Below are 21,278 nucleotides of genomic sequence, written 5' to 3'. Positions count from 1 at the left end.
GGGCGTGCGATCCGCCTCACACAAGACTGCCCGCAAAAGTGAGCTGCCTCACCGTTGTGTTCATATTGGTCGCAAGAAGGGGTTTATATGCTGTGGCGCAGCTGGAGCATCGCCGGCCGGCTGCTGGTGGCCAACCTAATTTTTGTGCTGCTTTTGAGTGCAGGCCTGGCCGCGATCCTGGTTTCCGACACCAGCACCCGCAGTCAGGAACAAACCCGCCAACGCATGCTTTCAGTGGCCACCACGCTGGCCGATTCACCCCTGGTGCTCGAGGCGGCCGCAGCCGCCGATCCCACAGCCCAACTGCAGCCGTACGCCCAGGCCGTGATGCGCGACGCGGACGTTGACTTTGTCACCATCATGGATCCACGGGGCATCCGCTGGACGCACCCCGACCCGACTCAAATCGGCAAGCCCTATGTTGGTTCCATCATGCAGGCCCAGGCTGGAAGCACCCATGTGGAAATCTCGGCGGGGACCCTTGGGCCCTCCGTGCGCGTCATTGTTCCCGTCAAGGACTCCACCGGCACGGTGCGGGCCATGGTTGCAGCGGGCGTGACGCTGGACAATGTACAACTCCTGGTGACGGCCCGGATCCCGGCGGTGCTTGCCTTCACCGCGGCGCTGTTGCTGGTGGGGTCGCTGCTGGCCTGGTCCCTGGGCCGGTATCTGAAGCGGGTGACCTTTGGTTGGGGTCCGGAGCAGCTGGCCCAGCTCTTCGCCTATTACGAGTCGGTGCTGCATTCCGTGCGCGAAGGGCTGGTGCTGGTGGACACGCAGGGCCAACTGGTCCTCTACAACGACCACGCGGCCCGGCTGCTGGGCCTTGAGCTGCCCGGATCCACGCGGCCGGCAGGGACCGCGGGCGCAGCAGAGACCGGGGGCGCGGGCGCAGCTGCCCGTTCGCGGCGGGCACCCGGTCAAGCGGAGGCCATTGAGCTGGCGGCCTTGAAGCTGCCCGATTCACTGCACGAGTTGTTGCGCAGCGGACGCCTGGCCACCGACGAGGTGCACCTGGCCGGCGGGCGTCTGCTGGTGGTCAGCCAAAGGGAGGCCACCGTTCCAGGCCACCTTTCCCCCGCCGGGACGGTGGCCACCCTGCGCGACCACACCGAGCTGACGGCACTGGCCGGGAAGCTCAGCAGCACCCAAACGCTCGTGGAGGCGCTGCGCTCCCAAACGCACGAACACGCCAACCGGCTGCACGCCATCATTTCCCTGATCGAGCTGGACAAGCCCAGGGAAGCGATGGAATTCGCCGCCGCCGAACAAGCCGAAAACCTGCACCTGGGCGGCGACTTTGTGGGCAGCATTGATGAACCCTTTCTGGCTGCCCTGCTGCTGGGCAAACGGGCACAGGCCGATGAACGCGGCGTGCGCCTTGAATTGACGGCCACCGGCACCCTGCCGCCGGACATGCTCGACCCCCGGGAACTGGTGACCCTGCTGGGGAACCTCGTGGACAACGCCATGGACGCCGCCGCGTCGCACAGCGCCAACCCCACGGTCTGGGTGGATCTGCTGGTGGCCGATGGCATGCTCACCCTGACGGTGGCAGACAACGGCCCAGGCCTGCCCACCACCAATCTCGACGTCCTGGGCAGGATCGGGACCACGGCGAAAAACTCGGTGGCGCCGGGAGGCCGCGGCTATGGCATGGCCTTGATCCGCCGCGCCGCCCACGCCCTGGGGGGCACCATTTCAGGGGAGAACGACGGCGGTGCCGTCATGACCGCCGTCGTTCCCCTGCCTGACGAGGTTCGGTTGGGGAAGACGCCATGAACATTGCAGCCCCCATCACGGTGCTCGTGGTCGACGATGAACCCATTGCGCTCGCAGCCCATGCGGACTACGTCAGGCGCCTGGAAGGCTACCAGGTGGTGGCTGAAGCAAACGGCATGAGCGCGGCATTGGCGTTCCTCAATGATCCGGCAAGCCCTGCCGTGCAATTGATCCTGTTGGATTTGAACCTGACCGACGGGCACGGTCTGGATTTACTGCGCCGCATCCACGGCCTGGGCCTGGTCCCGGACGTTGTGGCCATTACCGCGGTCAGGGATGTGCAGGTGGTGCGCTCGGCCATTGCCCTGGGCATTACGGCCTATTTGGTCAAACCCTTCACCTTTGCCGCCTTCCGGGACAAGTTGGAAAGCTACAGCAACTACCATGCCGTGCTGGCGGGGCGCAGCCATACCTCCCAGGACGCCATCGACCGGGCCCTGTCCCAGCTGCGCCCCACGGGAAGGCTTGACCTGCCCAAGGGGATGCTGCCGGAGACCCTCAGGGCCATCGCCGACTGGCTGCGCACGCAACATAGTCCGGTCTCGGCCACGGACGCGGCGGCAGGATTGTCCATGTCCCGCGTCACGGCCAGACGGTACCTGGACCATCTGGTGGAGACGGGTTCGGCAAGCAAGGCACCCCGGCATGGTTCCCCCGGGCGTCCGGAACTTCAATACAGCTGGCACCACTCCCCACCAGGCTAAACGGGAAGCCACCGCCGTTTCATCCTGCGGACACTGCTGGCGCCATCGCCGGATTTCGAGTAACGCAGCTCACGGACTACTATTGCACAGGCGTGTCTTGCGCCACAACGACGTGGCGCACTTTGTGTCTATACCGAACTTGCCTTGGAGGAAGTCCATGAAACTTCTAAAATCAATCCCCCTGCTGGGCTGGATACTCATAGCCATCGTGCTGGGCATTCTGACCGGCCCGATCATGCCCACATGGCTTGGCGGGGTGTTCCTGACCTACAACTCCATTTTCTCCGGCTTCCTCAGTTTCGTGGTGCCGCTGATCATTTTGGGACTCGTCATGCCGGCCATTGCCGAACTGGGCAAGGGCGCCGGAAAGTGGCTGGGGGTCACAGCGCTCATTGCCTACGGTTCCACCATCCTTGCCGGCCTGCTCGCCTACTTTGTAAGCCGCTGGCTCTTCACCTCCCCCTTGTCAGGAGGTGGCCTGGAGGCTTTCAGCGACGAGTCCGGATCCGGATTCAGCCCCTTCCTCTCAGTGGTTGCGAGCGCAGGCGATTCAGCCACGGAAATTGTCCTGGCACCTGCCATAGACGTCATGAGCGCCCTGGTGCTGGCGTTTATTTTGGGCATCGGCCTCACAGCCTTCCGCAGCAAGGTGCTGTTCCGGGGCGCCATTGAGTTCCGGACCATCATTGAGGCAGTCATCCGCCGCATTATTGTCCCGGCACTGCCGCTGTTCATTTTTGGCATCTTCATGGACCTCTCTGCCAGCGGTTCAGCCGTCACGGTGGTCACGAAGTTCCTGCTGGTGGCGCTGGTTTCCTTTGCCCTGACCTTCGTGGTGCTTGTTGTGCAGTATTCGGTGGCCGGTGCGATGTCCGGCAGCAACCCCTTCAAGGCGCTGTGGACCATGCGTGATGCCTACTTCACCGCCCTGGGCACCTCGTCCTCGGCGGCCACCATTCCCGTCACCTTGGCCTCAACGAAGAAAAACGGCGTCTCGGATTCAGTGGCCGGCTTTGTCGTTCCCCTCTGCGCCACAATCCACTTGTCCGGCTCCATGGTGAAAATCACCTGCTTCTCCATCGCGGTGCTGCTGCTGACCGGCGGTGACGTGTCCTTTGCCAGCTACCTGCCCTTTATCCTGATGCTGGGCGTGATGATGATTGCCGCCCCGGGGGTTCCCGGCGGCGCCATTGCCGCAGCTGCCGGACTGCTGGCACAAATGCTCGGATTCGGTGAACTGGAGATTGGGCTGATGTTTGCGGCATACATTGCCCTGGACAGCTTTGGCACCGCCACGAATGTCACCGGTGACGGGGCCATTGCCTTGATCATGAACAAGCTCACCCGCGGCAAGCTCGGCGCCCAGCCGCAGGACGGCCTGGAGGAGGTCATTGAGGTCGGTGACGGCAGCGCCACATCACCGCACACGCTGGCCCGGTAGCCGGCAGCGCAGCACCGGTTTGAGCTGCGCCGTTGAGCTGCGCCGTTGAAGCAGACCCTGCGCCGTTGAAGCAGATGCAGCGCCGCGTCTGCTTCGACGGCGCCGCGTCTGCTTCGGCCCAGGCCTTTGGGAGCGCCGCTATTTGACGCGCAGCAATGGCAGCAGGACGTCAATGACGGAGGCGTCCTCAATGGTCGACGGCACCGAGTAGCTGCCGCCGTCGGCAATCTGCCGCATGGTCTTGCGCAGGATTTTCCCGGAACGGGTTTTGGGCAGCGCATCCACCACCACCGCGGTCTTGAAGTCCGCCACTGGGCCAATTTCCCGGCGCACCAGTGCCACCAGTTCCTTTTGCAGTTCCTCCGGCGCCACCTCTATGCCGGATTTCAGCACCACATAGCCCACGGCCTTTTGACCCTTGAGGGGATCGGCCACACCAATGACTGCGCATTCAGCCACTGCCGGGTGCGTGCCCAGCACCTGTTCCATGGCGCCGGTGGACAGACGGTGCCCGGCAACATTGATGACATCGTCGGTGCGTCCCATGACAAAGACGTAGCCCTCCTGATCCCGGTGCCCGGAGTCGCCCGTGGTGTAGAAGCCGGGAAAGGTGCCGAGGTAGGAATCCAGGAAGCGCTGGTCGTTGTTCCACAGCGTGGTCAGGGTCCCTGGCGGCAGCGGCAGTCCCAGCACAATGTTGCCCTCCTCCCCCGGGGCGGCATCGGCGCCCATCGCGTCCACAATCCGCAAATCAAAGCCCGGCATGGGCAGGGTGGGTGAGCCGGCCTTGACCGGCAGCGGGTCAAGGCCCTGGGGATTGCCCACAATGGCCCAGCCTGTCTCCGTCTGCCACCAGTGGTCGATCACGGGCACGCCCAGCACCCTCCCGGCCCAGTGGTAGGTGTCCGTGTCCAGGCGCTCACCGGCAGTAAACAGCGTCTCGAGGCTGCCGAGGTTGTACCGGCGCAGCAGTGCAGCGTCCGGATCCATTTTGCGGATGGCCCGCAGCGCGGTGGGTGCGGTGAACAGGGCCTTGACCCGGTGCTGTTCAATGACCCGCCAAAACGCTCCGGCATCGGGGGTTCCCACGGGCTTGCCCTCGTACATGAGCGTGGTGGCGCCGGCGAGCAGGGGCCCGTACACAATGTAGGAGTGCCCCACCACCCAGCCCACGTCCGAAGCCGTCCACCACACATCGCCGGGCCCAATGTTGTAATGGTTGGCCATGGTCCACAGCAGGGCGACGGCGTGCCCGCCATTGTCGCGCACCACGCCCTTGGGCGCTCCCGTGGTTCCGGAGGTGTAAAGGATGTACAGCGGATCCCCGGCCTTGACGGGAACAGCTGCGGCCGGCTGCGCGGCGGCGAGTGCAGCATCCCAATCCGTAAAGTTCAAGCCCAGGGTGGCGGGGTCGGCGGCAAATCCGTCGCGGTGCTTGATGATCACGGGAAGCCCCGGCACATTGGCCTTGGCCAGGGCCTGCTGGACCGCGGGCAGGTATTCGATGGTCCTGCCCGGTTCCAGGCCCCCGGAGGTGGTCACCAAAACGGTGGGGGCGGCATCCACAATGCGGGCGGCCAGCTCGCTTGCGGCAAAGCCGCCAAACACCACCGAATGGATGGCCCCCAGCCGGGCCGTGGCCAGCATTGCCATTGCGGCTTCGGGGATCATGGGCAGGTAAATCAGCACGCGGTCACCCTTGCCCACCCCTTGGGCCCGGAGCGCCCCCGCGAAACGGGCCACCAAGTCAGTGAGTTCGGCGTAGCTGTAGCTGCGTTGGATCCCCGTCATGGCCGAATCGTGGATGAGCGCCGTGCGTTCGCCATTGCCGGCTGCCACGTGGCGGTCCAGGGCGTTGTAGCAGCTGTTGAGTTCCCCGTCGGGGAACCAGCGCCCATGGGGGGCCTGTTCCTGGTTGTGGGCCCGGGTGGGCGAGACGCTCCAGTGCAGCTGCTGTGCCGCCTCCAGCCAGAACCGGGCCGGATCATCCATGCTGCGCCGGTACAACTGCCGGTAGCTGCCTGCCTTGATAACCATTTCGCCGCTCCATCCACGTTGATGTGATGCCTGTCATGCTATTCGCCAGCCGGGGAGCTGGCAAGAGCTTTTGTATACAAAGTTGAGACTTGGACAGTTAATTCCGCGGAAATACTCCACGCGGGCTGTTGTTTGTATACAGTGGGCGGTAGTGTGCTTTATAGTGCAGGGAGAGACACTCCCTGCGGGCACACCACGAAGGAGCAGGCATGCGGGCCAGTGAACGCGCTTACGCAACCTTGCGCAGCGACATCATCAATTGGCGCCTCACTCCGGGCACGGTACTGGGCGAGGTTGAGCTTTCCGAACGTCTCGGGGTTTCCCGCACCCCCATCCGGGAAGCCCTGGCCAGGCTCACGGCCGAGGGCCTGGCCGAGCCGCAAAGCGGCAGGGGCGTGGTGGTCAGCGCCATTTCCCTGGAGCATTTGGACGAGCTCTTTGAACTGCGCACGGCCTTGGAATGCCGGGCCGCGGAACTCGCGGCCCAACGGTGCGACAAGGCGGTTTTCCTCGACCTCTTTCACCAGCTGGCCAATGCCGGCGAGCTCATCACCACCGAAGATCCGGCGCGCAGCGGCTACTACCAGCTTGCCGACGAGCTCGATGCTGCCATAGACGCGGCAGTGGGCAACCACTACCTCAACCAGGCACTGAAGAACCTTCGAGTGCATTTGGTCCGCGTCCGGCGGCTCGCCAAGGACAATCCTGCCCGGCTCAGGGACGCGGCGAAGGAGCACGCGGCCATTGCCTTGGCCATTGCCAACGGCAATTCCGCAGTGGCCAGCGCCGCCACCACCTTGCACCTTGACAACAGTCTCAGGCACCTGTTGAGCACCACTTCCTGATACTTTTCCCCCTTCCAACCTGCTGGCGCAGGCACCCCACGAAAGGCCCATCATGACCGATTTGCACAAGGTACGCGTTTACAAAAGCGAGGAAAAACTGCCACGCACAGAGCAGCTCGCGCACAAGATCGCCACGGTGGCAGCCGATCCGGTGGCGGTCACCGACGAGGTCGCCGAGATGATCATCAACCGGATCATCGACAACGCCTCCGTCGCCGTGGCATCCCTGAACCGCGGCCCCATTGTTGCCGCCCGTGCCCAGGCCCTGGCCCATGCCCCGTCCAGCGGTGGTTCCGGTGCCAGTGTTTTCGGCATCACCGAGAAGGTCTCCCCCGAATGGGCGGCCTGGGCCAACGGCGTGGCCGTGCGCGAACTCGACTACCACGACACCTTCCTGGCCGCGGAGTACTCCCACCCGGCAGACAACATCCCGCCCATCCTGGCAGTGGCCCAGCACACCGGCGCATCCGGAAAAGATCTAATCCGGGCACTGGCCACCGGCTACGAAATACAGGTGGACCTGGTGAAGGCCATTTGCCTGCACAAACACAAAATTGACCATGTGGCACATCTGGGCCCCTCAGCCGCCGCCGGCATTGGCACCTTGCTGAATCTGGACGTGGAGACCATCTTCCAGGCAGTGGGCCAGGGCCTGCACACCACCACCGCCACCCGCCAGTCACGCAAGGGCGAAATTTCCACCTGGAAGGCCCACGCCCCCGCGTTCGCGGGCAAGATGGCCGTGGAAGCCGTGGACCGCGCCATGCGCGGACAGACCTCGCCGGTACCCATCTACGAGGGCGAGGACGGCGTGATTGCCTGGCTGCTGGACGGCCCCGACGCCGAATACAGTGTGCCGCTTCCGGCGCCCGGCGAAGCCAAACGCGCCATCCTGGACACCTACACCAAGGAACACTCGGCCGAGTACCAGGCCCAGGCCTGGATTGATTTGGCCCGCAAGCTCCACGGCGGACACCCCGAGGCCACCGACCCTGCCAAGGTGGCAAGGATCCTGATCAAGACCAGCCACCACACCCACCAGGTGATCGGCTCCGGCGCCAACGATCCGCAAAAGTACGATCCCACCGCCTCACGGGAGACACTTGACCACTCCATCCCGTACATCTTCACCGTGGCACTGCAGGACGGCTCCTGGCACCACGTTGACTCCTACACCCCCGCGCGGGCCAACCGCCCGGACACGGTGGAGCTGTGGCACAAGGTCACCACCGAGGAGGACGCCGAGTGGACGCGCCGCTACCACTCCCTGGACATTGCCGAGAAGGCCTTCGGCGGAACAGTGGAAATCACCCTCAACGACGGCACTGTCATCACCGATTCCATTGCCGTGGCCGATGCACACCCGTTGGGGGCCCGGCCGTTTGCCCGCGGGCAGTACATCAACAAATTCCGCACCCTGGCCGCCGGCTTGGTGGAGGAGGAAGAAATCAACCGCTTCCTGAAAGCTGCCGAAAACCTTGCTGCGCTGGACGCCGGCAGTCTGGACCAGCTGAACATCACTGCAGCCCCCGGCGTCGTCGATTTGGCAGCCGCACCCAAGGGACTGTTCTAACATGCTGTACTCCACAAAAACCCCCGAGGCCAAGCGCCGGGAGCTGCGCGCCATGCTGGTCCCCGGTGCGGCCGTGCAGTTTCCGGGCGCGTTCAACCCGCTCTCGGCCCGCCTGATTGAGGAAAAGAAGTTCGACGGCGTGTACATCTCAGGTGCCGTCCTGGCCAACGATCTGGGCCTGCCGGACATTGGCATGACCACGCTGACCGAGGTGGCCGCCCGCGGCGCCCAAATTGCGCGCATGACGGATCTGCCGTGCCTGATCGACGCCGACACCGGCTTTGGCGAGCCCATGAACGTGGCCCGCACCATCCAGGAACTGGAAAACGCGGGCCTGGCCGGCTGCCACATTGAGGACCAGTTCAACCCGAAACGCTGCGGCCACCTGGACGGCAAGAACATGGTGGACCTGGACACCGCCGTCAAGCGCATTGCCGCCGCCGCCGACGCCCGCAGGGATCCGAACTTTTTGATCATGGCGCGCACGGACATCCGGGCCGTGGAGGGCCTGGATGCTGCCATTGACCGGGCCAAGGCCCTGGTCGACGCCGGCGCCGACGCGATCTTCCCCGAAGCCATGAAGAGCGTGGCCGAATTTGAAGCCGTATGCAAGGCAGCGGCAGTGCCGGTGCTGGCGAACATGACCGAGTTTGGCAAAAGCGCGTTGTTCACCAGGGACGCCCTGGCCGCAGCCGGGGTGGCCATGGTCATCTATCCGGTTACTTTGTTACGCAGCGCCATGGGTGCGGCCGAGCGGGTGTTGGACGCCATTTCAGCCCAGGGGACCCAGGAAAGTGCCGTCCCCGACATGCTCACCCGTGCCCGGCTCTATGATCTGGTTGACTATGAGGCGTACAACCAGTTTGATGCCGGGATCTTCAATTTTTCCATCCCGGGCCTGGACATTGGGCACAACAGCGCCAACCTCTAACCATCTGCACGCATTGGACCAAGGAGCAGCAACTGTGAGTGAAGAAGACGTACACAAGGGCCTGGCCGGTGTGGTGGCCGACTACACGGCCATATCCAAAGTCAATCCGGAATCAAATTCGCTGCTGTACCGGGGCTACCCGGTCCAGGAACTGGCGGCCGGCAGGTCCTTCGAGGAAGTGGCCTGGCTGCTGTGGACCGGAGAGCTGCCCACGGCCGCCGAGCAGGCCGGGTTCGCGGCCTTCGAACGTGGCAACCGGGCCCTGGATCCGCGCGTCCGAGCAGCCATTGATTTGCTGCCACTGGACTGCCATCCCATGGATGTGGGACGCACCGCAGTGTCCGTCCTGGGTGCCAATGACCCCTTGGCCGAAGACTCCTCCGCCGGCGCCGAGCTGACCAAGGCCAAGTCCCTCTTTGCGCAGTTCCCTGCCGTGGTGGCGTACGACCAGCGCCGCCGCCGCTCCCTGGATGTGGTGGAACCACGCGCGGACCTTGACTATTCGCAGAATTTTCTGTGGATGACCTTTGGCGAGGAAGCGGCGCCGGAGGTGGTGGATGCCTTCCGCGTCTCCATGGTCCTGTACGCCGAACACTCCTTCAACGCCTCCACCTTCACCGCCCGCGTGGTGACCTCCACCTTGTCGGACCTGCACTCGGCGGTGACCGCCGCCATTGGGGCCTTGAAGGGCCCCCTGCATGGCGGGGCCAATGAGGCGGTCATGCACACCTTCGATGAAATCGGCATCCGCGCCGATGAATCCCGCGGGGAAGCCGCAGCCCGCGCCAAGGCCTGGATGGAGGACGCGCTGGCACAGCGGAAAAAGGTCATGGGCTTTGGACACCGGGTCTACAAACATGGCGATTCCCGCGTGCCCACCATGAAGGCGGCGCTGGATAAGATGATCGGGCATTTTGACCGGCCCGAAATGCTGGGGCTCTATGACGGGCTGGAGCAGGCCATGGACGAGGCGAAGGCCATTAAACCCAATTTGGACTACCCCGCCGGCCCCACCTACCACTTGATGGGTTTCGACACGGAAATGTTCACGCCCATCTTCATTGCCGCCCGCATTACCGGGTGGACGGCACACATTATGGAACAGCGGGCGGCCAATTCCCTGATCCGTCCCCTGAGCGCCTACAACGGTGTTGATGAACGCCACGTGGACCAGCTGTAGGGTAAAGACAAAGCCGTCCGTTAAGGAGCATCGTGGAAAAATCATCACTGACAGCCTTGGGGCGTGAACTTCTGGCGTCCGCCAGGACCAAGGGAAGCGGCCGCAGCGCACGCACCGTCTATGGCGGACACGAACGTGTCCTGCGCCAGACGGTGATTGCCTTGACCGCGGGAAGCACCCTGGATGAACACGAGAACCCCGGGGAAGCGACCCTCCATGTGCTCTCCGGCCGCCTGCTGTTGAAAGCCGGCGAGGTCTGCTGGGAAGGCTCCCCGGGCGACCACCTGGTGGTGCCCCAGCTCCGTCACAGCGTCGAAGCCCTTGAGGACACGGCCTTTTTGTTGACGGTCGCCAAACTCTGACCCACCGCTTTTATCGTTTTGACGCCACCGCACCCTACACCCCTGGGGGGTGCGGTGGCGTCAATAAGGGTTGGTTTCCTGTGCACCCCGGCCAAGCCGGCTCTTATTCTCTGGGCCCGGCTTCCGCCGGCAGCGGCGTGTGGGTGCAGGAGGCCACCGTCTCATTGTCGCTGTTGAGTTCCACGCGCCAGGCGCCGCGCCGGCCGGACAAAAAGGCCGGGAGCCAGCGGCTGGAATCGGCCCACATTTTATCCAGCGGCAGCTGGTCCACCGGATACCACCTCGGTGAGATCTCCAGGCTTTCAACGCCTTCACCCATGAACTTCCGGCACAGGAACACAGTGCTGAACATGTCCCACCCGGGGCGGGCGGGGAACACAAAATCCACGGATCCCACGTGCTGCAGATCAGCGGGGTCCACCACAATGGAGGTTTCCTCGGCCACCTCGCGGCAGATGGCCTCAACGGGGCTTTCGCCGGGCTCCACGTGGCCGCCGATCCCCACCACCTTCCCCAGCCCGAAGCCGGTCTTTTTCAGACCCAGCAAAACGTGCTCGAGGCCGTCGACGTCGCGGAGCATGAAGCACAGGGTCACAGGCGCAGCAGTCATGGTCCCAGCTTAGGCCTGCACGCGCGGGGCCGCAGGCTACCCCCGCGCCCGGGGGTGGGCCGCGGCATAAACCTCCCGCAGCGTTTCGGCCGTCACCAGCGTGTAAACCTGGGTGGTGGTGACCGAGGCGTGGCCCAGCAGCTCCTGGACCACGCGGACGTCGGCACCGCCGTCGAGCAAATGCGTGGCAAAGGAATGCCGGAGGGTATGCGGGGACACTTCCACCTCCACGAACGCTTTTTCAGCCACCGACTTCAGGATGGTCCACACGCTCTGGCGGCTGATCCGTCCGCCACGGGCATTGAGGAACAGGGCCGGGGAGCCCTTGCCCTTGGCCACCAGCGCCGGTCTGCCCCGCACCAGGTACGCATCCAGGGCCCGCAGGGCGTAGGAGCCCACCGGCACAATGCGTTCCTTTGAGCCCTTGCCGAAGAGCCGCACCAGGGAGGGGCCTTCGGAGCCTGTCCCTGCCAGCACCAGATCGTCCACGTCCAGGCCCACTGCCTCGCTGATGCGGGCGCCCGTGGAGTACAAAAACTCCAGCATGGCGGAGTCCCTCAGCCCGGTGGGGGTGTCATTGCGGGCGGTTTCCAAAATGCGGGTGACTTGATGGACGCTGATGGCCTTGGGCAGGCGCCGCCCGGCCTGGGGCGGGTGCACATCGGCTGCGGGATCACCGTCGCAGAGTCCTTCAAGGGCCCAAAACCTGTGCAGGCCCCGCACGGACACCACGGTGCGGGCGGCCGAGCGCAGGCTTAGGGGGGAACCGCCGTCGTCGCCGTCGGCCAGTGACTGGGCGAAGCCGCCCACATGGTGCCGGGTGATGTCATTGGCCTCGGCCACGCCTGCGGCTTCCAGAAACCGCTGGTAGCGGCGCAGGTCGCGGCGGTAGGCCGCCAAGGTGTTTGGCGCCAGGCCACGCTCCACAGCCACATGCAGCAGGTACCCCTCAATGGCGCGCGCCAGCGAGGAGGCCGTGGCGGGCGTGCCCTGCTGAACCGTCACCGCGGGCGGTGGGCGGGGTGCTCGGGCCAGGGGCTGCCACCGGGGCGCAGCTGATTGAATCCCGTCCGGGCGGCCTGGACCGCGGCGAGGATGCCCACCACGGCCGAGGGGTTGTGGATCCGGCCGGCAAGCACGGCCTCGGCCGCCTCTTCCAAATCCACCCAGGCGAACTGTATTTCCGCTTCTTCCTCGGTCCGCACATGCCGTTGCTCCGCAGGGACCATGGAGATTCCGCGGGCCAAGTAGATGCGGATGGCTTCACTGGAGGATCCGGGCGAATTGAAGAAATCAGTCAGCACATTCCACTGGGACGCCACGAGGTCGGCCTCCTCGGCCAGTTCCCGGGCAGCTCCGGTGAGGAAGTCCTCGCCGTCGACGTCCAACAGGCCGGCAGGAATCTCCCACAGGTTCATTTGGACAGGGTGGCGGTATTGGCGCAGCAGCAGGACCTGCTGATCCTCGTTGAGCACCACCACCGCCACCGCCCCGGGGTGGTCAATGTAGTCCCGCGTCAGCGGTTCGCCGCCGGATTCCAAGGCGAAGGTCTCGGAGACCACGTTCCAAATGCGACCCTGATACACCGTGGACCGCGAGAGCAGCCTGCGCTGGCTGTCTTCGTCGGCAAGGTCCGACGTCGTCTGGCCGGGGCGTGCGTGCTGCGCCGCGGACCCCGGCGCATCAAGGTGCGTCATTAGAGCTCCAACAGGCGGGTGGCGCTCTGGCGTTCCAGTGCGGCGGCCACGAGCCCGGAAAAGAGCGGGTGCGGGCGCGTGGGGCGCGAGCTCAGCTCCGGGTGGGCCTGGGTGGAGACGTAGTACGGGTGGACTTCCTTGGGCAGCTCCACAAACTCCACCAGCTTGCCGTCCGGTGAGGTGCCGGAAAAGACCAGCCCGTGTTCGGCAATTTGCCCGCGGTACTTGTTGTTGACCTCGTAGCGGTGGCGGTGGCGTTCGGACACCTCGGTGGTGCCGTAGGTTTCGGCAATGACGGAGCCTTCGGTCAGCACCGCCGGGTATAGGCCAAGGCGCATGGTGCCGCCCAGGTCCCCCAGGCCGCTGACAATGTCCAGCTGCTCCTCCATGGTGGCAATGACGGGATATGTGGGGTTGTCATCAAACTCCGAGGAGGAAGCGCCTTCCAAACCCACCACGTTCCGGGCGTATTCAATCACCATGGACTGCAGGCCAAGGCACAGGCCCAGCGTGGGGATCCGGTTCTCGCGCGCAAACTTCAACGCACCCAGCTTGCCCTCCAGGCCGCGGATGCCGAAACCGCCGGGAACGCAAATGGCGTCAACGTCGGCCAGGGCCGTGCGGGCGCCGGCCTCGGTGGCACAGTCATCGGAGGGGACCCAACGGATCTTGACCTTGGTGGCGTTGGCGAAACCGCCGGCGCGCAGGGCCTCCGTGACCGACAGGTACGCATCGGGCAGATCGATGTATTTGCCCACCAAGGCAATTTCAATGTGGTGCGCCGGGTTGTGGACGGCTTCAAGCAGCAGATCCCACTTGGTCCAGTCCACATCCTTGAAGGACAGGTCCAGGGCGCGGACAATGTAGGAGTCCAGGCCCTGGGCGTGGAGGGTCTTGGGAATGTCGTAGATGCTGGGCGCATCGGGGCAGCCAATGACGGCTTCCACATCCACGTCGCAGGCGCGGCCGATCTTGGCATGCATGGCCTCGGGCAGGACCCGGTCCGAACGCAGAATCAACGCATCGGGCTGGATGCCCAGGGAGCGCAGGGCCGCAACCGAGTGCTGCGTGGGTTTGGTTTTGAGTTCCTGTGACGGCCCAATGTAGGGCACCAGGGAAACATGCGCGAAGAAGACGTTGTTGCGTCCCACATCCTGACGCACCTGGCGTGCGGACTCCAGGAAGGGCTGGGACTCAATGTCACCCACCGTGCCGCCAATTTCAATGATGATGACGTCCGGGGCGTTGCTGCCCTCGGCAGGCAGGCGCATGCGCCGCTTGATTTCGTCGGTGATGTGCGGGATGACCTGCACGGTGTCACCGAGGTATTCGCCGCGGCGTTCCTTGGCGATGACGGTGGAATAGACCTGTCCAGTGGTGACGTTGGCTGAGCCTTCGAGGTTTTCATCCAGGAAGCGCTCGTAATGGCCAATGTCCAAATCGGTTTCGGCGCCGTCGTCAGTGACGAAGACTTCACCGTGCTGGAAGGGATTCATTGTGCCCGGATCCACGTTGAGGTAGGGATCGAGCTTTTGCATTGTGACCGAGAGGCCGCGTGCCCGCAGCAGGTGGCCGAGGCTGGAAGCCGTCAGTCCCTTGCCGAGCGAGGAAGCGACTCCGCCGGTGACGAAGATGTGTTTGGTCGTCTTGGACTGACCACTGAACCGGGAATTTGATCGTTGCACCACGGGATTCGAGCCTATCATCTAATGAGCCGCTATGGCGTCCGGGACTGCTGTTGATTTGTCCAAACCCGCAGCGTTTCAAGGCTGGGGCCGGGCCGCCTGCGCCAACAATTCCTTGGCGTGGGCCTGTGCGGTTGCGGAATCCTCTTGACCTGCCAACATTCTGGCCAGTTCCACCACCCTTTCCTCGTACGTCAGGACCTTCACATTGCTGGTGGTGGTGCCGCTGGAGTTTTTGCTCACAGAGCTCTTGGTGACCAGGATGTGCTGGTCCGCGAAGGCCGCCACCTGGGGCAGGTGGGTCACCACCAGAACCTGCACATGTTCGGCCAGCATGGCCAGCCTGCGGCCTATTTCCACCGCGGCCTTGCCGCCGACCCCGGAGTCCACCTCGTCAAAGACAAAGGTGGGGACGGGATCCACGGCAGCCAGGACCACCTCGATGGCCAGCATGACGCGGGAAAGCTCTCCGCCCGAGGCGCCCTTGCCCAGGGCGCGCGGCGCAGCACCGGCGTGGGGTGCCAGCAGGAAGGCAATGTCATCTTGACCGTAGGGGCCCCGCTCCGCAGCGGAAATTTCAATGACCAGTTTGGCATCGGGCATGGCCAGGGCCTTGAGTTCGGCGCTGACCGCCTTGGCCAACTTGGCACCGGCAGTGGTGCGGGCGGCAGTCAGCTGCGCGGCGAGCTGCTCCAGTTCGGCCAGCGCCTCCATCTCGCCGGCTTCGAGGCCTTCGATGCGCCCGGAGTCATCGCTGAGTTCGCTCAGGCGGAGCCTGGCGGCGTCGGCCCATTCCAGCACGCCGTCAATGCTGGGGGCATACTTGCGCACCAGCACGGCCAGTTCGCCGCGCCGGTCCTCCACCTCGGCCAGCCGTCCGGGCCCCTCGGAGTCCAGGGAGGTGGCGTAGCTGGCCAGGTCACGGGCAATGTCTGCCATGAGGAAGCCCACTTCCGCCAGCCGTTTGGAGGTCTGCGCAAGCTCGGCGTCGGCCTCCGCCACGGTTTCCAGCAGCCGCCGGGCATTGTCCACCAGGGCCGCGGCGTCCAGGCCGTCACCGTAGTCGCTCATGCTCAATGCCTCGTGGGCGCCCTGGGCCGCCTTGCGCAGCTCCTCCACATTGCCAAGCTTCACGGCCTCGGCCTTGAGCAGCTCATCCTCGCCGGGCAGCGGCTGCACGGCATCAATTTCAGCCAGCGCGGTTGTCAGTGCTTCAGCCTCACGCAGCCGTTCCCGGCTGGCGGAGCGCAGCTCTTGCAGCTGCGCTCCGATGGCGCGCCAGCGTTCAAACACGGCGCTGTAGCTGCGCGCCGTCGTGGCGAAGCCGCGCTGCGCCTCGGCAGCGTACTTGTCCAGGGCGCGGCGCTGCGCCGACGGGTTCTTCAGACGGATTTGATCCGACTGCCCATGTACTGCAACCAGCGTCCCGCCCAGCTCATTAAGCACGCCGACGGGCACGCTGCGGCCACCCACGTGCGCGCGGCTGCGGCCGTCAGCATTGACGGTGCGGGCCAAAATGAGCTGCGCGGCGCCGTCGAGTTCATCCAGCTCCGCTCCAGCCTCCAGGGCACGCTCCAGCGCCGGATGATGGGCAGGCAGCGTCAGGGTGGCCTCCGCGGAGGCCGTCTTGGCACCGTTGCGCACGGCACCGGCATCGGCGCGGTTGCCCAGCAGCAGTCCCACCGCTGTCACCACCATGGTCTTGCCGGCACCGGTTTCACCACTGACGACGCTCAGCCCGGGGCCGAGCGGGAGGACGGAGGTGGAAATGACGCCCAGGTCCCTGATCCTGATTTCTTCAATCACTTGCGCTCCTCAGGGTAAAAGGAAGTGGTCCCCAGGTAGTCGCCCTGCTGCGGGGGCACCCTCAGGTCCGGCACCTGCGGCACCGGACCCGCCGGGTGGCCCTCCACGGCGCTGCGTGGCTTGGCGGGCTTGATGATGGGCAGCTGGGTGGTGGGTGGTTCGACAACATCCGTGGTGGGGCCCCGCCAACCCTGCACGGGGAGCTCGAACTTGCGCACCAGGCGTTCGGAGAAGGGCGATTGCTGGGTTCTGGCCAGCTTGACGGGTTTGCCCGACCGCGTCACTTCAATGCGGGCGCCGGGCAGCAGATCCACCGTGCGCCGCCCGTCACACCAGATGACACCGTTGGCGCCGGTGCGGGTAAGCACCTCCACGGCCATTTTCGACGACGGCGACACCACCAAAGGTTTGGCGAACAGGGCGTGGGCGCTGATGGGCACCATCAGCAGCGCCTCCACCCCGGGCCACACCACCGGACCTCCGGCGGAGAAGGCATAGGCCGTGGACCCTGTGGGGGTGGCCATGACGACGCCGTCGCAGCCATAGGAGGTCAGCGGGCGGCCATCAACTTCCGTGACCACCTCGATCATGCGTTCCCGGTTGCCCTTTTCAATGGCCACCTCGTTCAACGCCCAGGTATGCGCCACCACCTTGCCGGCCACCTTGACCAACACGTCAAGGCACATGCGCTCCTCCACCGTGTATTTACGCTCCACGACGGCCGAGACGGTTTGGATGAGATCCTCACGTTCACTTTCAGCCAAAAAGCCCACATGTCCCAGATTGACGCCCAGCAGCGGCACATCGAAGTCGCGCACAATTTCAGCAGCACGCAGGATGGTGCCGTCCCCACCCAGCACCATGACCAGTTCAATGTCCGAGAGTGTGACATCCTGATCCAGAATTTCCATCTTGACGCCGGAGACGCCCAAATACCCCGTCAGATCCGCCAGTTCCTCGGCATACATGACGGGCACCATGTTGTTGGCGTGAAGTTCAACGCAGGCCTCAAGCGCCGCCAACATCGACTCTTCGCGGCCGGTGTGGGCCAAAATCAAGATGCGGCGTGTCATGTACGTGTTACCTCTTCAATCACTAGCCGGATATTTAATGCAGGACCAGCACTGCTGACGGCTTTCCTGCCCGACAACAGCGGGAGCAGGCAGCTGTCACGGCCAAAGTTGGGTCAACAGCTCCTCAACCTCGCCATTCCAGTCTTTCATGGCACCCTCTGCTTCGATCTTATGCGCAGGTCCGGACACCGCACGTTCAGTGAGCAGGAAATACTCCACGTTTCCATCCTGCCCGGGCAGGGCACTGGTGCCAATGCCCCGCAGACGCAAGCCGTTCTCCACTGCCGCCATGGCCACCTGAGCCACGGCACGGCGTCGTTCATTTTCACTGGCCACCACTCCGGTGCGGGCCAGCCGCTCACGGCCCACTTCGAATTGCGGCTTCACCATCAGCAGCAGGCGCCCGCCCTCCCGGGTGGCACGCGCGAGGGGCTCCATCACCATGGTCAGGGAGATGAAGGACAGGTCGCAGACCGTCAGGTCCACCACACCGCCAATATCCGCCGCGCCCATGTAGCGGATGTTCAAACCCTCATACACGTCCACGCGCGCATCGTGGCGCAGGGACTCCACCAGCTGCCCATGCCCCACGTCGACGGCTGCCACTTTGCTGGCGCCACGGCGCAGCAGCACGTCGGTGAATCCACCTGTGGAAGCGCCGGCATCAAGGCAGCGCAGGCCCCGCGGGTCGACCTGGGGAAAGTGTTCCAGCGCGCCCGCCAGCTTGTGTCCGGCCCGTGAGACGTAATCTTCCTCATGCCCGGGCAGCACCTCCAAGACAGTGCTGGAATCGACCTGCAACGACGCCTTGGGAGCAACAGAACCGCCCACCAGCACGCGTTTGGCCTTGATCAGCGTGGCCGCGAGGGTGCGGGATCTGGCCAGCCTGCGGTTGACAAGCTCAGCATCAAGCCGTGTCACGGCTGCGGCCGGTCTGTGCCACTGTGTGCCACCGTGGTGCCGGGATCGGCAGTGAGTTCAGCGGTAAGTTCGCTCAAGACCTGCCCATAGTGGCGGTTGCGCTCACCGACCGGCAAGGATTCAATTCCTGCCGCAGCCTGCAGCAGTGCATTGACCCTCGCGTCCGAGCTTGCAGCTGCGATTCCGGCACCTTCAAAAGAGGCGGGCGCGGCTTGGGCGCTTTCCGCTTTCATGGCAGCGTCTGGGCCCATGTGATGGCCGGAGCCGTGGCTTCATCGCTCTGCTCCACGGCAGCCCACCACGCGGCACAGGCTGCACGCCAGCTGTCCACGCTCTGAGGATCCCCCACAATGTGCAGGGTCCGCTCCCCCGCTGCGTCCATCACCACCGATGCGGCGGCGTCCCGGCAGCTGAACTGCATGCCGCGGGACTCCACTTCGGGGTAGGGCTGGTACAGCCCGGCCAGCGTTTCAAGGATAAAGCGGGGACGTTCACTGGTGCGGGCCTGCAAGGCCGTCAAGGCCGAATCCACACCCGTCAAAACCAGCGCGGTGGCCATGCCGGCCTTGTTGCCGCCCAGAATGTCAGTGTCCAGCCGATCCCCCACCACCAAGGGGTGCTTGGCGTGAAGCTTGTCCGCAGCGGTCAAAAACAGCGGCGCCTCCGGCTTGCCGGCAACCAGCGGCTGCCGGCCCACGGCGGCCTGCACGGCCGCAACGAGGGTGCCGTTGCCGGGCGCAATGCCACGGTCGCGGGGAATGGTCATGTCGGTGTTGGTGGCAATCCACAGGGCACCGGCGTTGATGGCGTAACCGGCCTCGGCCAGATCCGCCCAGCCGAGGCCCGGATCGAAACCCTGGATGACGACGTCGGGGACCTCAGTGGCGCTGTCGACAACGGTCATGCCGTGCGCCTGCACCTCCTGGGCCAGTGCGGCGCTGCCGGTGACCAGCACCTTGGTCCCGGCAGGAAACTTTTCGGCCAAAAGCGCGGCCCCTGCCTGTGCCGAACTGACCACTTGGTGATCTTCGGCGGGCGCACCCAGCTCACGCAAATGCGCAGCCACCTGCCCGGGCGTGCGTGAGGCATTGTTGGTCACGTAAGCCAGCTTTACCCCATGGCCCGCCAATGCCGTCAGCGCCTCGACAGCGCCGGGAATGGCGTTTGGACCGGCGTAAACAACGCCGTCCAAATCCGCCAACACCGCGTCGAACGCTTTGAGCAGAATGTCAGCTGTCACTGTCATCGCGCTGGTCGTTCGAACCATGCTCCTCTGGGACATCCCCCGCATCGACGCCGTCCCCATCTTCGGCGCTGTCCCCATCTTCGGCGCTGTCCTGGTCGGATTCAGCATCATCAGATTCAAAGTAGGAGGAATCAGCGTCGTCCAGGTTGCCGTCCCCGCCTTCCTCAGCCTCAGCTGAGGTGAGTTCGGCAGCTGCCAGCGTTCCGGCGTCGTCCGTGGCGGGAGGAACCGCAGCGTTCATGACATCGGCTACACGGATCCGGGGGCTTTCCAAGGGGATGTCATCATCGTCTCCAAGGTCAACAATGATCTGGTCAGTGCTGTCATCGATGCCCAGTGCCTCCTCGGCCACCAGGGCCTGGCGCTCCCAAACCTTGGCTTCATCCTTGCGGCCAGCTGCCCGCAGGACCATGCCATAGGCACGGAAAAGCCGAGGGCTGTAGGAGAACGCGCGGTTGAGGTCCAACTGCGGGATTTCCAGCGCTGACAAAGCTGCATCAAGCTCACCGAGGTCTCCCCGGGCGCCGGATTCAACAATGGCCAATTCCACCTTGCCGGCGGCGTCCAGGCTTTCGGCATCTTCGGACTTGATCAACTCGAGGGCGCGGTCAGGGCGACCCAATCCACGTTCGCAGTCGGCCATCAGGGGCAGGTGCATATTGGATCCGCTGATACGCCGGAAGGTGCGCAACTCACGCAGCGCTTCGCCATACTTTCCGGCTGCATAGGCTGTCATGGCCACTGCTTCGCGAACGCAGGCCAGCCGGCCTCCGCGGCGGCTTGCGGCCAACGCATGTTCAAAAGCCAGCTCTGGAACGAAGTCAATCAACCGGCCAGCCATGACCAGGTGTTTGGAAACCCATTCGTTATTGCGGGCATCGAGAATCCGCAGCTGGGCCCGGGTCACCTTGTCCAGCTCTTCGCCTGTTACATCGGGATCAATCTGCGGTGAACGGTCGCGGTCGGGACGGTTGGAACTGCGCAGATCCGCGGCATTGCGTTCCGGGGCCACACGAGGGCCACGGGCTTCGCGGTCTGCACTACGGGGCGGCCGATCATTACTACGCGCCGGGCGATTATCCCGATCACCATAAGGACGATCATTGCTACGCGCCGGGCGATTATCCCGATCACCATAAGGACGATCATTGCGGGGACGCTCACCACCGCGGTTGTCCCGATCACCAAAAGGACGATCATTGCGGGGACGCTCACCACCGCGGTTGTCCCGATCACCAAAAGGACGATCATTGCGGGGACGCTCACCACCGCGGTTGTCCCGATCACCAAAAGGACGATCATTGCGGGGACGCTCACCACCGCGGTTGTCCCGATCACCAAAAGGACGATCATTGCGGGGACGCTCACCACCGCGGTTGTCCCGA

General features: G+C 64.6%; 20 protein-coding genes. 8 read left to right on the top strand and 12 right to left on the bottom strand.

What is annotated here, in order from left to right; translation table 11 throughout:
• The first annotated feature begins 87 nt into the window (after positions 1–87).
• The 3 genes from ACFUCV_RS10795 to ACFUCV_RS10785 all read left to right on the top strand — a co-directional run bounded on the left by ACFUCV_RS10795 (position 88) and on the right by ACFUCV_RS10785 (position 3,927).
• Positions 88–1,782 (top strand): ATP-binding protein, encoded by a 1,695-nt coding sequence (locus ACFUCV_RS10795; RefSeq protein WP_380815457.1) that lies wholly within the window; start codon positions 88–90, stop codon positions 1,780–1,782.
• Complete coding sequence (locus ACFUCV_RS10790; RefSeq protein ID WP_380815455.1) at positions 1,779–2,486, top strand: response regulator; 708 nt, start codon at positions 1,779–1,781, stop codon at positions 2,484–2,486. The genes ACFUCV_RS10795 and ACFUCV_RS10790 overlap by 4 nt, the downstream gene beginning before the upstream one ends.
• A gap of 157 nt (positions 2,487–2,643) precedes the next feature.
• On the top strand, positions 2,644–3,927 hold the full coding sequence (locus ACFUCV_RS10785) for a dicarboxylate/amino acid:cation symporter (protein WP_380815453.1): 1,284 nt from the start codon (positions 2,644–2,646) through the stop codon (positions 3,925–3,927).
• Positions 3,928–4,065: 138 nt separating this feature from the next.
• On the opposite strand, the gene ACFUCV_RS10780 is transcribed toward ACFUCV_RS10785, so the two are convergent.
• A complete protein-coding gene (locus tag ACFUCV_RS10780; RefSeq protein WP_380815451.1) occupies positions 4,066–5,964 on the bottom strand; it encodes an AMP-binding protein in 1,899 nt (632 codons plus the stop codon).
• Positions 5,965–6,173: 209 nt separating this feature from the next.
• Here ACFUCV_RS10780 and ACFUCV_RS10775 point away from each other — a divergent pair, with 209 nt between their 5' ends.
• From ACFUCV_RS10775 to ACFUCV_RS10755, 5 genes are read left to right on the top strand one after another with little or no spacing between them, the layout of a single operon-like run.
• A complete protein-coding gene (locus tag ACFUCV_RS10775; RefSeq protein ID WP_380815449.1) occupies positions 6,174–6,809 on the top strand; it encodes a GntR family transcriptional regulator in 636 nt (211 codons plus the stop codon).
• Positions 6,810–6,861: 52 nt separating this feature from the next.
• Complete coding sequence (locus ACFUCV_RS10770) at positions 6,862–8,382, top strand: MmgE/PrpD family protein (protein WP_380815447.1); 1,521 nt, start codon at positions 6,862–6,864, stop codon at positions 8,380–8,382.
• Position 8,383: 1 nt separating this feature from the next.
• A complete protein-coding gene (gene prpB, locus ACFUCV_RS10765; RefSeq protein ID WP_380815445.1) occupies positions 8,384–9,313 on the top strand; it encodes a methylisocitrate lyase in 930 nt (309 codons plus the stop codon).
• Positions 9,314–9,347: 34 nt separating this feature from the next.
• Positions 9,348–10,493, top strand: coding sequence for a bifunctional 2-methylcitrate synthase/citrate synthase (locus ACFUCV_RS10760; RefSeq protein ID WP_380815443.1), 1,146 nt, complete (start codon positions 9,348–9,350; stop codon positions 10,491–10,493).
• 32 nt (positions 10,494–10,525) lie between these two features.
• Positions 10,526–10,855 (top strand): cupin domain-containing protein, encoded by a 330-nt coding sequence (locus ACFUCV_RS10755; protein WP_380815441.1) that lies wholly within the window; start codon positions 10,526–10,528, stop codon positions 10,853–10,855.
• A 103-nt stretch (positions 10,856–10,958) separates the two neighbouring features.
• On the opposite strand, the gene ACFUCV_RS10750 is transcribed toward ACFUCV_RS10755, so the two are convergent.
• The 11 genes from ACFUCV_RS10750 to ACFUCV_RS10700 form a co-directional block, all read right to left on the bottom strand.
• Positions 10,959–11,465 carry an 8-oxo-dGTP diphosphatase gene (locus ACFUCV_RS10750; RefSeq protein WP_380815439.1) on the bottom strand — a complete coding sequence of 169 codons (507 nt, stop codon included), beginning with the start codon at positions 11,463–11,465 and terminating at the stop codon, positions 10,959–10,961.
• 36 nt (positions 11,466–11,501) lie between these two features.
• Entirely contained in the window at positions 11,502–12,470 is a 969-nt protein-coding gene (gene xerD, locus ACFUCV_RS10745) for a site-specific tyrosine recombinase XerD (RefSeq protein WP_380815437.1), read from the bottom strand.
• Positions 12,467–13,162, bottom strand: coding sequence for an NUDIX domain-containing protein (locus ACFUCV_RS10740; RefSeq protein WP_380815436.1), 696 nt, complete (start codon positions 13,160–13,162; stop codon positions 12,467–12,469). The genes xerD and ACFUCV_RS10740 overlap by 4 nt, the downstream gene beginning before the upstream one ends.
• Positions 13,162–14,868 carry a CTP synthase gene (locus ACFUCV_RS10735; RefSeq protein ID WP_380815434.1) on the bottom strand — a complete coding sequence of 569 codons (1,707 nt, stop codon included), beginning with the start codon at positions 14,866–14,868 and terminating at the stop codon, positions 13,162–13,164. Before ACFUCV_RS10735 ends, ACFUCV_RS10740 begins: the two co-directional genes overlap by 1 nt.
• Positions 14,869–14,925: 57 nt before the next feature.
• Complete coding sequence (recN, locus tag ACFUCV_RS10730; protein WP_380815432.1) at positions 14,926–16,653, bottom strand: DNA repair protein RecN; 1,728 nt, start codon at positions 16,651–16,653, stop codon at positions 14,926–14,928.
• Positions 16,650–17,726: an NAD kinase gene (locus ACFUCV_RS10725; RefSeq protein WP_380815430.1), complete on the bottom strand. Its 1,077-nt coding sequence runs from the start codon at positions 17,724–17,726 to the stop codon at positions 16,650–16,652. The genes recN and ACFUCV_RS10725 overlap by 4 nt, the downstream gene beginning before the upstream one ends.
• Positions 17,727–17,822: 96 nt before the next feature.
• Entirely contained in the window at positions 17,823–18,647 is an 825-nt protein-coding gene (locus ACFUCV_RS10720; protein WP_380815428.1) for a TlyA family RNA methyltransferase, read from the bottom strand.
• A complete protein-coding gene (locus ACFUCV_RS10715) occupies positions 18,644–18,880 on the bottom strand; it encodes a hypothetical protein (protein ID WP_380815426.1) in 237 nt (78 codons plus the stop codon). The genes ACFUCV_RS10720 and ACFUCV_RS10715 overlap by 4 nt, the downstream gene beginning before the upstream one ends.
• Positions 18,877–19,914 carry an HAD-IIA family hydrolase gene (locus ACFUCV_RS10710; RefSeq protein WP_380815425.1) on the bottom strand — a complete coding sequence of 346 codons (1,038 nt, stop codon included), beginning with the start codon at positions 19,912–19,914 and terminating at the stop codon, positions 18,877–18,879. Before ACFUCV_RS10710 ends, ACFUCV_RS10715 begins: the two co-directional genes overlap by 4 nt.
• Positions 19,877–20,905 carry a hypothetical protein gene (locus tag ACFUCV_RS10705; RefSeq protein ID WP_380815423.1) on the bottom strand — a complete coding sequence of 343 codons (1,029 nt, stop codon included), beginning with the start codon at positions 20,903–20,905 and terminating at the stop codon, positions 19,877–19,879. Before ACFUCV_RS10705 ends, ACFUCV_RS10710 begins: the two co-directional genes overlap by 38 nt.
• Positions 20,821–21,278, bottom strand: a 458-nt coding sequence (locus ACFUCV_RS10700) for a hypothetical protein (RefSeq protein WP_380815421.1), incomplete at its 5' end; no start/stop codon positions are given. The genes ACFUCV_RS10705 and ACFUCV_RS10700, both read right to left, overlap by 85 nt.

The sequence above is a fragment of the Specibacter sp. NPDC057265 genome (assembly GCF_042668835.1).
Taxonomy (GTDB): Bacteria; Actinomycetota; Actinomycetes; order Actinomycetales; family Micrococcaceae; genus Specibacter.
This window is presented reverse-complemented; position numbering and strand designations above follow the sequence as displayed.

Bases quoted from the DNA above. Each gene is read 5' to 3' on its own strand.
- ACFUCV_RS10795 (WP_380815457.1), top strand. From the start codon at position 88: ATGCTGTGGCGCAGCTGGAGCATCGCCGGCCGGCTGCTGGTGGCCAAC.
- ACFUCV_RS10790 (WP_380815455.1), top strand. From the start codon at position 1,779: ATGAACATTGCAGCCCCCATCACGGTGCTCGTGGTCGACGATGAACCC.
- ACFUCV_RS10785 (WP_380815453.1), top strand. From the start codon at position 2,644: ATGAAACTTCTAAAATCAATCCCCCTGCTGGGCTGGATACTCATAGCC.
- ACFUCV_RS10780 (WP_380815451.1), bottom strand. From the start codon at position 5,964: ATGGTTATCAAGGCAGGCAGCTACCGGCAGTTGTACCGGCGCAGCATG.
- ACFUCV_RS10775 (WP_380815449.1), top strand. From the start codon at position 6,174: ATGCGGGCCAGTGAACGCGCTTACGCAACCTTGCGCAGCGACATCATC.
- ACFUCV_RS10770 (WP_380815447.1), top strand. From the start codon at position 6,862: ATGACCGATTTGCACAAGGTACGCGTTTACAAAAGCGAGGAAAAACTG.
- prpB (WP_380815445.1), top strand. From the start codon at position 8,384: ATGCTGTACTCCACAAAAACCCCCGAGGCCAAGCGCCGGGAGCTGCGC.
- ACFUCV_RS10750 (WP_380815439.1), bottom strand. From the start codon at position 11,465: ATGACTGCTGCGCCTGTGACCCTGTGCTTCATGCTCCGCGACGTCGAC.
- ACFUCV_RS10740 (WP_380815436.1), bottom strand. From the start codon at position 13,162: ATGACGCACCTTGATGCGCCGGGGTCCGCGGCGCAGCACGCACGCCCC.
- ACFUCV_RS10735 (WP_380815434.1), bottom strand. From the start codon at position 14,868: ATGATAGGCTCGAATCCCGTGGTGCAACGATCAAATTCCCGGTTCAGT.
- ACFUCV_RS10725 (WP_380815430.1), bottom strand. From the start codon at position 17,726: ATGACACGCCGCATCTTGATTTTGGCCCACACCGGCCGCGAAGAGTCG.
- ACFUCV_RS10715 (WP_380815426.1), bottom strand. From the start codon at position 18,880: ATGAAAGCGGAAAGCGCCCAAGCCGCGCCCGCCTCTTTTGAAGGTGCC.
- ACFUCV_RS10710 (WP_380815425.1), bottom strand. From the start codon at position 19,914: ATGGTTCGAACGACCAGCGCGATGACAGTGACAGCTGACATTCTGCTC.